Annotated in this window: 3 protein-coding genes and 1 pseudogene; all 4 read left to right on the forward strand. The window is 76.0% G+C overall.

Annotated features, from left to right (window positions below):
- Positions 1–204: 204 nt before the first annotated feature.
- Positions 205–1,947, forward strand: coding sequence for a hypothetical protein (locus QZ607_RS24955; RefSeq protein ID WP_295888719.1), 1,743 nt, complete (start codon positions 205–207; stop codon positions 1,945–1,947).
- Entirely contained in the window at positions 1,944–4,028 is a 2,085-nt protein-coding gene (locus tag QZ607_RS24960) for an ATP-binding protein (protein ID WP_295888723.1), read from the forward strand. The genes QZ607_RS24955 and QZ607_RS24960 overlap by 4 nt, the downstream gene beginning before the upstream one ends.
- Positions 4,025–4,981, forward strand: coding sequence for a hypothetical protein (locus QZ607_RS24965; RefSeq protein ID WP_295888727.1), 957 nt, complete (start codon positions 4,025–4,027; stop codon positions 4,979–4,981). The genes QZ607_RS24960 and QZ607_RS24965 overlap by 4 nt, the downstream gene beginning before the upstream one ends.
- Before the next feature lie 9 nt (positions 4,982–4,990).
- Positions 4,991–11,171: pseudogene (locus QZ607_RS24970) on the forward strand (hypothetical protein); the annotation flags it as partial.

An 11,171-nucleotide genomic window follows, 5' to 3' on the forward strand; every position in this document is an offset into this window, starting at 1 on the left:
TGCTGGACGACGCCCGCCGCGTGGTCGGCCTGCTGCGCGTGCAGGACCAGGATGAGCAGGGGGCGGTGGCCGACATCGTGCAGGTGGAGGCGGCCCTGCAGACCCAGACCGTCACCACCCGCTTCGCGGTGCTGGCGAGCGCCGCGGTGGCCAAGCTCGGCTGATGCCGGCCACCCGCACATGCGCCCGCCCGCGGCAACCGACATGGACCCCCTGACCCTGGGCGCCGATGCGCTGGTGATCGGCCGCTTGCACCTGCGGGCAGCCACGACGCAGCGGCAGGCGGCGGTGAGTGCCCTGGAGCAGGCGCACTGGCCGCATCCGACCGACCGGCGCTGGGTCTTGCTGCGCCGGCTTAAGGTCCAGAGCGGCCTGAGCCGGATTGCCGCCGAGGCCGCCGCCGGCACCCGTGCCGCGCTGGATTTGGCCGTGCACGGCGGCAACCCCGGAGCCGGCGACGCCGGCGCGGTCTTCTTCCACGACCTCGACGACCTGCTGGCCCACCTCGCCCGGGACCTCGCCCTGGGGCTGGTGGGCGAGCGCTGGTTCTGGCACCGCCTGGCGCCCAAGCTGCTGGGACGGGACTGGGCCGCTCCGGGCGGGCCCGCGGCCCGCGGTGCTGCGGTGCATCGCCTGCTGGCCCAGGTGCCGCTGCGCCTCGCCGCGGTGGCGGAGCGCCTGCACCGGCTTACGGCCCTGCCGGCGGTCTGGGCCAGCCTCGGGAGCGATGGCGCAGCGGACCTGGCGGCCCGGCTCGCCCACGCCACCGGGCTCGACCTTGCGCCCCGGGCGTCCGCGCCCGAGCCCCTGCCGGAGCCGCCGCCCGCGGCGCTGCTGCAGCGCTGGCGGGCGGCCGTCACCGGGCTCCCGACCGCCGATGCCCGTGTCCATCTCAGCGCCTGTCTGCTGCTGCTGGAATGGCGGCCCGCCAGGCTCGCCGCGGCGCCCGTCGCCAGCATCGTCGCTGTGGCAGCGCTGCTTACGACATCCACCACGATGCCGCCGCGACGCACGCTGCGTGCGCAGCCGGCTGACGCAGCAGCGCGGGCAGGGCTCACCCGCGAGACGCCGCCGCCGGACCCGGCCCGCCGCGCGCCGAGCAGTGCACGAGCATCGGCAGCCGAGCACGCGGCGCCGTCCGCCGCCACCCCAGCATCGACACCGCCGGCGCCGGCCAAAGCAGGTCAGCACACCACCGACATCCCGGCGCAGCCCGCGGCCGCGGACACCCGGGCTCCAGCCTCGCAGCAGGCGCCCAACCCAGCGCCACCCAACCTGCCGCAGCCACATCCGCTGCTGCGCATTCGCGACGCGGCGCCGACGCCGCGGCCCGCAGCGCCGCCGGCGCCCACGCCCGCATCCGGCCCGGACGAGGTGCCGCAGCCCGTGCCCGACGGTCCGCAGCCCATCGCTGCGGACACATGGCAGACCGGCCCCACCGATGCAACGCCGGAGGTGCCCATCGCCGAGGCCGGCGTCTTCTACCTCATCAACTTCCTGAACCGCCCGGAGGCGGCGGCGCTGCTGGCGGCGCCGGACACGCCGGAGGACGGCTGGCTCAGGCTCTGGTGGCTGGGTTGCGGGCTTGGGCTCGCCGCGGACGGCGCCGCCGCGGGCTTCCTCGCCGCACGCCTGGGCCTGGACGACGCGGCAGGCCTGCCGCAGACGCCGCGCTGGCCCGCGCTGCCGGCGCTGCTGGACCTCGGGCGACGGCTTTACGCCGAGGCGGATGACCTGGGCGAGGTACACAGCGGCCTCTGGCAGCCCGAGCTGCTGCGTGTCCCAGGCCAGGTGGCGCATCCACCGACGCATCTCGACGTGCGCTTCCCGCCCTCGGCCGTGCGGCTCGCGGTGCGGCTCGCGGCCCTGGACATCGACCCCGGCTGGGTGCCCTGGCTCGGCCGTGTGGTGCGCTTCCACTACGACGCGGCGGAGCCGCCGGCATGACGGCCCCGGCGCTCAACAAGCCGGCCGTTGCCGCCGAGTCCGCCGCGGGCGCGAGCCCCGACAGCGCCGGGGCCACGGCCGTCGGCGTCGCCCTGGCCGCGCTGCTGCTGCTCTGGCGCCGCGCCCTGCCGCAGGACGACGACTGCTGCCGGCTGCTGGTGGAGGCGCTCGGCACGGCAATGCCCCAGCCCGCGGACGCCGGCGCCCCAACGGACTCAGGCCTGCGCCGGCACATCGCCACCGGCCTCACCGACCTGCGCGCCATGGACCTGCCCCTCGCGCGCATCGCCGATGCCGAGGGCCATGCCGACGACGCCCTGCTGCTGCTCTGCATCCTGGGCAGCATGGAGCGCTCGCACCCCGCCTGCATGGCCGTCGCCGCGCTCCAGGCACCGGCGCGGGAGCCGCGGCCAACCCTGCACCTGTGTGATGCACTGTTGCAGGCGGCGCTGGGGCTTGATCGGCCGGACGCGGCCCGGGCGCTCAAGGCACCGCTCGCCATGGGCCTGGTGACCACCCGCGGCGACCTGCCGCTGCCGCTCACGCCCCTGGGCCTCGCGCCCAGGCTCTGGGCCGTGCTCTGCGGCGGCCTGCCGGACTGGCCCGGCTGCGCGCCGCCGCCGGCACCGGGGCAACTCCCTGCGGCGCTCAGCGCCGCGCTGCCGGCGTTCGCGGCGCGGCTCGCAGACGGCACCCTGGATGCCGTGCTGCTGCGCGGCGGCCCGGGCTCCGGCCGCACGGAGACGGCGGCGGCCCTGGCACAGGCGCTCGGGCGCAACGCGCTTTGCGTGCCGCAGGACACCTGGCTCGAGGACGCCGAGCTGCGCCTCGGCTGCGCGCTGGCAGGGTCGATGGTGGTGCTGCGGGCGGCGCCCGGGCCGGGCGAGGCCCTGGACCTGCCGCCCGTGACGCCGCCGGTGCCCCTGGTGGTGCTGCTCGGCGAGCAGGGCACGGTGGCGGACCTGCGCACCGCGGAGCTCGCCATGCCGCTGCCGCAGCCCGCCGAGCGGCGGGACCTGTGGGCGGCGCTGCTGGGGGCACAGGCGCCGGCGGCGGCGGGCTCAGACTTGGCCCAGACCCTGGCCAACGCCCGGCTCAGCGCCCCCGCCATCCGCCGCACCGCTGCGGAGGCGGCGCTGGGCGCGGCCCAGGCCGACGGACCGCTCGGCCTTGCGGCAGTGGCGGCGGCGCGCCGCACCCTGGCCGCCGCGGACCTGCGCCGGCTCGCCCAGCCGCTGCCGCGGCAGGTCGCCGCCGAGGCCCTGGTGCTGCCGCCGCCGGTGGCCGCCGGCGTGGAGGAGGTCATCCTGCGCGCCCAGCGCCGCGAATCCCTGTGGGCGGACCTGGGACCGACGCTGGCGGCAACCCCGACCCCCGGTGTGCGGGCACTCTTCGTCGGCGAGTCCGGCACCGGCAAGACGCTCGCCGCAAGCCATGTGGCCACCCGGCTCGGGGCGCCGCTGTTTCGCGTGGACCTGTCCGCCGTCATGAACAAGTACATCGGCGAGTCCGAGAAGAACCTGGCGGAGCTGCTGGACCGCGCGGCGGCGGCCGACGTGGTGCTGCTGTTCGACGAGGCGGACGGCGTCTTCGGCCGCCGCACCGACGGCCGCGACACCGGCGAGCGCTATGCGAACATGCTGACGGACTTCCTGCTGTCCCGCATCGAGACCCACCCCGGCATCGTGCTGCTCACCACCAACAGCCGCGAGCGCATCGACCCGGCCTTCACCCGCCGGCTGGACGTGATCCTGGAATTCCCGCTGCCGGGCTTCGCCGAGCGCCTGGCCCTGTGGCAGAGCCATCTGGGCCCGCGTACGCCGGGGGACGCTGTGTGCCGCTTCCTGGCCGGCAACTGCGAGCTCTCCGGCGGGCAGATCCGCAACGCCGTGCTCACCGCCGCCGCGCATGCCCCGGCTGCCGGCGCCATCCCGCCGCCGGCGCTGTACCTTGGCGTGCAGGCGGAGTACCGCAAGCTGGGCCGCCCGGAGCCCGCCAAGCTGAGCCGCCGCGCAAGTGACCCGGGCGCGAGCGCCGGCGGCAGCAGCACGGCGGCGGTCGACGCGGGGGCGGGCGCATGAATCCGCTGCTGCTGCCGCGGGTGCTGATCCTGGACCCGGCACTGGGCTTCGCCGAGCTGGCGGCGCGCCTGGCCGAGCTCGGCTGGACGCCGGCGGAGCCTGCGCAGACCACCGAGCCCGGCATCGCCGGCGAGCCGGCGCTTGCCACCTGGACCCACGGCGGCCACAAGCCGCATCTGGTCTACACCCTGAATCCCATCGCCATGCTGCGGGTGCTGGACATGGACACCTGCCCGCCGGTGCTGCGCGGGCTGATCGCGGACGCCCTGCCCTGGCTGGACACGGCGGCACTGGTGGGGCGCCTGACCAGCGCGGACGCGGGCACCCGGCTGCATGCGCTCTGGGGGCTGGCCGAGCTGGAGTCGCTGGAGACCGCCGATGCCATCGGCGCACTGCAGACCGACACCGAGCCCGTGGTGGCCCAGGCGGCGGCCCGGGCCGTGGCGCACCTCACCGCGGTGGCCGCCGCCCGCACTCGGGCGCTCGCCGCGCTGGCCGTGGTGGCGCAGGCCGCCGAGCCCGTGATCCGGCGCCTGCACGACCCGGCCTTCACGGCCACGCTGATGCCGACGCGGGAGGACTGCCTGGCGCTGTTCGACGCCTCCTTCGCCGAGTCCCTGCTGCCGCTGCTGGACGACGCGCAACGCCGTCCACCGCGGCTCGCCCCGGGCGCCGGTCTCACCGAGCTCGACATCCAGGCCGCCAATGCCGGCCTGTTGCGGTTCCCGAACGAGGCGAGCAATGCCTTCCCCACGGGCTGGCGCGACATCGCGCCCTGGCTGCTGCCGGCGCCGGTGTGGCTGTGCTGGCGCTGGTCGGCCCCCGGCGCCGACGCCGGCGTCGCCGGCGACGGGCTCACGCGCCTGGGCGAGCGCTGGCTGTGGCTGCCGAAGCTGCCGCGGCGCATGGCCCCGCTGTTGGCGCAGGCCCTGCACCCGCACGGCCTGCACTGAGCCGCCGCCATGCCGGACGCGGCCCTGCTGCCCGCTGCTGCGCCGGCGCCCGCCCCGCAACGGCCCGGAGCCTTCGGCCGCGGCGCTGCACCCGCCGACGCCGTCCCCGGCCGCCGCGACCCGGTGCTGCGGCTGCGCCCCGATGGCGACACGGCACCGGACCCGGCGGCAGCAGCGCCGACGGCGGACACCGATGTCGCCGACGCCGCGGCCCCCCCCAGCTATCTCACCGGCGCGCCGCCGCAGCAGGACGCGTCGGCCGGCGACAGCAGCGCTGACGACGCGGCGGCACAGGCGGACGACGCCACCGACGCGGGTGCGGACGGCGCCGACGGGCCGACGGCGGAGCCCGAGCCGGGCGATGCAGACGCCGACCAGGCACCGGCCGGGGAGCAGGCACAGCGCGAAGACGCTGCACCGCAAGAGGACGAAGTGCGGAACGAGGACGGCCAGCAGACACAGGGTGCCGCCGGGGCGCAGCCGCCGGGCGCCCCGGCAGTCGCCGCCGGCGACGGGGCGCTGGCGCGGACCCGGGCAGAGGAGGCGCTGCCGGAGCTGCCCATCGCGGTGCTCGGCATCGCGCCGCCGGAGGTGCCCTCGCCCCCCGCCGCCGCCCGGGAGCGCGCCGAGCAGATCCGCACCCGCACCGGTAAGCCGCCGGCGCTGCACCATGCCCAGGTCCGCCAGGCCATGGCCGCCCTGGTGGAGGAGGCCCGGGCCGGACAGCGCCGCATCGTCTTCGACACAGAGCACCTGGCGCGCGAGACCGGCCATGCGCTGCTGCTGCTGACGCAGCCCGTGGCCGCCGCGCTGGCGGGCGGCGTCGCCCGCATCGAGCACGGCATCGGGCAGGCGGTGGGCGCCGTGGACCGGGTGGCGGACGCGGCGCTCGCGCACCTGAACGCCCAGGAGCAGCAACAGGACGAGCAGGGCCGAAAGAAGCGCGCCGAGGTGGTGCAGGAGGTCCATGACCAGCTCGTCGGCAACGATGCGGCCATGCGGGAGGCCTACGACGCGCTGCGCCAGGCCTTTCGCGACCAGTACCTCGCCGACGCCAAAAAGAAGGTCACGCAGATCCTCGACACCGGCAAGGTCGAGCCGCTCGAGATTCCGGATTTCCCCCCGCCCAAGGGCGCCAAGAGCGTCGTCTCCGACAAGCCGCCCGAGCCGCGCTGCGCCAAGCCCGAGGTGTCGCGCACCATGGATGACGCCAAAGAGCGGCTTGCGCAATGGATCAAGGACCAGGACAGCGGCGCCGTGGGCCGCTGGGTCCAGACCCGCGCGGAGCCTGTGCTGGAGCGCGATCACAAGGTGGCCCACGGCCAGCGCAAACAGGAGCTCGACCGCCGCGCCGCGGCGCTGGAGACCTACGCCGGGCTGTTCCTGAGCGTTGCCCTCGGCATCACCACCCCCGTGGGCACCCGCTACGGGGCGCTGATGAAAAAGCGGCCCAAGGAGGCGCAGCAGGCCTTCGCCACCGATGCCGAGCGCCGCGCTGCGGACTTTGCCCGCTACCGCCGCCAGCTCGAGGACAAGCGCCGCGGCGTGAAGGACTATCTCCGCGGCGATCTGAAGCCGCGCCTGGTGCGCGGCCTGCGCAAGGCCGCCCGCAAGGCCATCGCCGGGCTGCGCCGGCAGGCCCGCAGCGTGGAGCGCTCCCTCGCGGCGACGGCACCGGCGCTGGCAGAGGCCTATCCGGAGCTGGTGGCGCGGGCCGCGGCGCTGCTGCCGCCGGGGCAGTTCCTGGACGTGCGCCGGATCGGCCCGCTGTTGCAGCAGGCCCGCGCCAGCGCCGCGGGGCTGCCGGCGCAGCAGCTGGCCATGCTCACCGAGCGCGCCCAGGGCATGCACGAGCGCATGGCCGCAGGCGCCGCGGACACCGCCGCCAAGCTCAGCGAGCAGGCCACCACGGCGCTGCGCGGCATCGACGACGTGAAGCAGGGCGTCGCCGTGGACATGAACCTGTTCGTATCCCAGAGCACGGGCGTGCTCACGGCGGCCATGGGCGAGACGCTGGCGGCGGCACAGGGCTATGCCAAGCGCCGCATCGAAGCGCTCGCCGCCACCCGGGACGACCCCGAGGGGCAGCTTGCGCGCACCATGGCGGGCTTCGCCGCCAGCATCAACCAGGACCTGGGCTGTGCCTGCAGCGCCTACAACGACGCGGTGGAGGCCTACCGCGTGCGCATGGCGGACCAGACGCTCGCCACAGTGGTCACCGCCACCCGCGAGGATCTGAACAAGCGCGCCCAGCAGGCGGACGACGCCATGCCCCGGCGCAGCCTCGGCACCGGCGGCATGGTGGCGCTCACGGTGGCGACCCCGATTGGCGGCGCCTACTACGCCTACGCCACCCGCGCCAAGCCGGACCAGGTGTTCGACGCCATCGGCGGGCTGCCCTGGCCGGGGCCGTCGGCGGTGGAGGCCACCTTCGACACGGAAAAATCCGACACCCTGCGCAGCCGTGCCACCGAGGTGCTGGACGACGACGACGCGGACACCGTCACCAACCTGCTCTCCAGCAACGCGCTCACCCGCAAGCGCGGCCGTGATCAGGTGGTGGAGGATTCCCTCGGCATCTTCTCCGGCGATGCCTGGTTCGGCAACTCCCGCAAGACCCGCGAAAACCTGCTGCGCGCCCAGGCCTTCGAGCTCATGCCCGGCGGTGCGGCGGCGGGCCAGGTGAGCGCGACCGAGCGCGAGCGCACGCAGCAGATGCTCGAGGACAAGCTCTCGGGCCCCGCGCTGACCATCTCCACGAGCTACCTGGACCTCGACCCGGCGGCGGCGCTGGCGGCGCGCATCGAGGAGCGCCGTGTCGAAGCCCGGGACCGGGGCGACGAGGAGCTGTTCCGCCTCGGCGCGGACCTGGAGCGGATGACCCGCGAGGAATTCGCCCTCTCCGAGCACGGCGCCGCGCTCACGCCGGATGAGGTCCAGGGCCATTTCAATGACGCCGTGCTGGCCTTCGCCAGGCAGCGCACCGGTGCCGACCAGCAGCCCGCGGCCTCGGGCCAGACCCCGGAGGAGGCCCAGGCGCAGGCGCAGGCCACCTTCATCCACGCCATGACCGCGCCGCGGGACCGCATGGCCCGGGAGCGCGCCTTCGCCGATCCCACCGCCGGCCTGAATGCGCACAACCGCGGCGAGGCCGTGGGCCGTGCCACCCGGCGCTACATCGAGGATCTGACCCGCCACGGGCTCGCCAGCGACGAGGCCTGGGCGTCCAAGGCCGCCTACGAGATGCAGCGCGCCGAGGGCGAGACCTTCGGCCCCTCCGAGGACAGCGAGCAGCGCGTGACCCTGGCGCTGGAGGACCAGCGCCTGGCCCGGCTGCGGCGCGATCTGGAGGAAAAGCGGGACTACTACGCCGCCAACCCCGCCGCGCACCAGGCCGCCCTGAACGCGCTGAGCCAGGCGGAGCAGGACCGTGCCAAGCGGCTCAAGCTGCTCGCCACCCGCCTCGCGGCGGACGACGCCGCCCGCAACGCAGCCCCCGGCGAGGCCGATCAGGCCGCCACCGCCGCCGCGGCACGCGTCGCCGACCTGCCAGACGACCAGGTGACGGCGAGCATCTCCACCCGCACCCAGCGGCTGTTCAGCGGTGTGCGGGACCTGCGCGGCCTGCGCACCGATGTCACCGGCGCCGCCGACCTTACCGATGCCGAGAAGCGCGCCCGCTACGCCCGGGAGCTGGTGGAGGGCGGCCGCGCCAGCGTCGCCTCCACCACCTATCTGGCCACCGCCGGTGCGGGCACCAACGAGGCCCTGCTGGAGCATGGCTTCACCGGCCGCAGCGCCGGCGAGATGGCGGCGGCCCGCGGCCAATGGCGGCGGGAGGAAGGCAGCGACTTCGACAGCTTCCTCGGCCTCGGCGAGGAGGGCGGCTTCGGCAGCGAGGTCTCGGGGGATCTCGCCGGCCGCCTCACGGACCTGGCCTACGGGGAGCCGGTGACGGACCGCGACCACATGGCCCAGGCCCTGCGCCGGGAGCGCTTCCAGCGCGTGCAGGGCACCGGTGGTCTCGGCCGGGCGGCCATGGCCGGCAGCGACGAGCAACAGTTCATGCAGCGCAAGCGCTCGGAGCTGTCAGAGCAGATCATCGCCGCCGCCCGGGCCAACGCCCCGCCCGGCACGGAGATCCCGAACGACCCAGGCGCCGTGCTGGGACGCGACGGGCGCATCGCCGAGCCCTACGCCACCTATGCCTTCGGCCCCGGCCCCAACGACGCGACCCTGCCGCCCGGCAGTCAGGGCGGGCGCTTCCGCGGCAACCGCATCGCCATGCGCCGCAGCATGGACCACCTGAACAACGCTGCGCGCAATTACCAGGCGGAGCTGGACCGGCAGGAGTCCATCATCACCGGCGCCATCACGACGCTGGCCGTCGTGATCTCGGTGGCGCTGATGCTGATTCCGGGCGTGAACCTGGTGGCCGCCGGCGTCATCACCGCGCTGGTGGCGGGCGCCGCCACCATGGCGGTCAAGGCCGGCATGCGCGGCGGGCGCTACGGCTGGGAGGAGGCGGCGACGGATGCGGCGCAGACCGCCATCGAGGCGACCCTGGCCGGCGCCGGCGGCGCCCTGGCGGGCGGGCTCGGCAGCACCGGGCGGGTCACCGGCAAGCTCGCCGCCGTGGGCAACAAGCTCACCGGCAGCTTCGGCCGGGTGGGCGGCGCCGTGGTGCGCGAGGGCCTCACCGGCGCCGTCGGCGGCGTCGCGCAGACGGCCATCCAGGACCAGACCTGGCAGCAGGGTATCGGCAAGGGCTTCGAGGCGCTGCTCGAGGCCGGCGGGCGCGGCGCCGCCGTGGGCGCCGTCGCCGCCGGCGTCTCCGAGGGGCTGGACGCCAAGCTCACCCGCCAGCTGGCCCGGGGTGCGGACCCGGACGACCTCTCGCGCATGGCGGGCCTGAGCCGCCGGCTCGGCCCCAAGGCGGGCGGCATGCTGCGCGAGGGCATCGGCGAGTCCCTGGGCAGCATGGCCGGGGAGACCGCCGGGGTGCTGTTCGACGTCGGCACGGGCAAGCACAAGGGCACCTTCGACGATGCCCTGGCGCAGATCGGCCAGGCCGGGCTCAAGGACCTCTGGGCCGGCGCCGCGCGCAACCGGGTCATGGCCCGCAACCGCGCCCGCTACCGAGAGCTGCACGCGGCGGCCGTGCGCTCCGGCAGCCCGAGCGACGCCCAGCTGCGGGCGCTCAGGCTCGCCGGCATCAGCGCCGGGGAGGTCTTCCCGCGGCAGGATCTCGACAGCGTCGCCGCGGGCATCCAGGCCACCCGCAATGCCGCCGCGGTGCTGCCGCCGGCCCTGCGCCGGGTGGCGCTGGACCAGGGCATGAGTGCGGAGACCATCCAGGGCCTGCTGGCGCGGCTTCAGGGCGACACGGACGCAGCCGCGCCGGACCGCCGCGAGCTCATTGCGGATCTGGTGGAGAAGCACCCGGGCCTGGACGTGTCCCGCTTCATGGCGGACCTCGATGTGCACGTGGACCGACATGAGCGCGCGCAGGCCGCGACGCAGGCAGCGCCGGACCCGGCGCGGCAGGCACAGCGCGCCGCCGCCCGTGGCGCGCTCACGGCAGAGCTGCCGGCGGCGGTGCGGGAGCGGCTGGGCGAGCTGGACCCGGGGCCGCTCGCCGGGCTGCCGCCGGCGGGGCTGCGCACCGCGGCGGACATGGTGCAGCGCGGCGTCTACGACGCGGACACGGCGGACGCCCTGCTGCGGGCCGCCCGGGAGGCGGACCCCGACCTGGACCAGGCGGGCTTCCTGCAAGCCCTGCGCGGCGCCGTGGCGCTGGCCCGACATGCACAGGTGCAGGCGAGCACGGACGCCCTGCGCGAGCGCCGGCGGGCCGAGGTGGCCGGGCTGCTGCCCGCCGCGGCCCGGGCGCTGGTGGCGGACCTGGACGACGGCGAGGTCCAGCTGGTCCGCCGCCTGCTGGAGACCGGCAGCACCGGCACGCCGGCGCAGCGCGCGGACCTGCTCGCGAGCCTGCGCGAGCGCCACCCGGACCTGGAGGCCGCCGCGCTGGAGGGCGTGCTCGCGGCGGGCGTCGAGCGCCCCGGCTACGACCCCGCCGCGCATGGCGTGGGGATCGTCCATCTCGGGCTCGGCGCCTTCGCCAAGGCGCATCTCGCCGCCTTCACAGACGCCGCGCTCGCCGAGGCGGGCGGCGACTGGCGCATCG

Source organism: uncultured Thiohalocapsa sp., assembly GCF_913063425.1.
GTDB lineage: Bacteria > Pseudomonadota > Gammaproteobacteria > Chromatiales > Chromatiaceae > Thiohalocapsa.

Excerpts from the sequence above, each read along its gene's own strand:
- QZ607_RS24955 (WP_295888719.1), top strand. The coding sequence starts at position 205 with ATGGACCCCCTGACCCTGGGCGCCGATGCGCTGGTGATCGGCCGCTTG.
- QZ607_RS24960 (WP_295888723.1), top strand. The coding sequence starts at position 1,944 with ATGACGGCCCCGGCGCTCAACAAGCCGGCCGTTGCCGCCGAGTCCGCC.
- QZ607_RS24965 (WP_295888727.1), top strand. The coding sequence starts at position 4,025 with ATGAATCCGCTGCTGCTGCCGCGGGTGCTGATCCTGGACCCGGCACTG.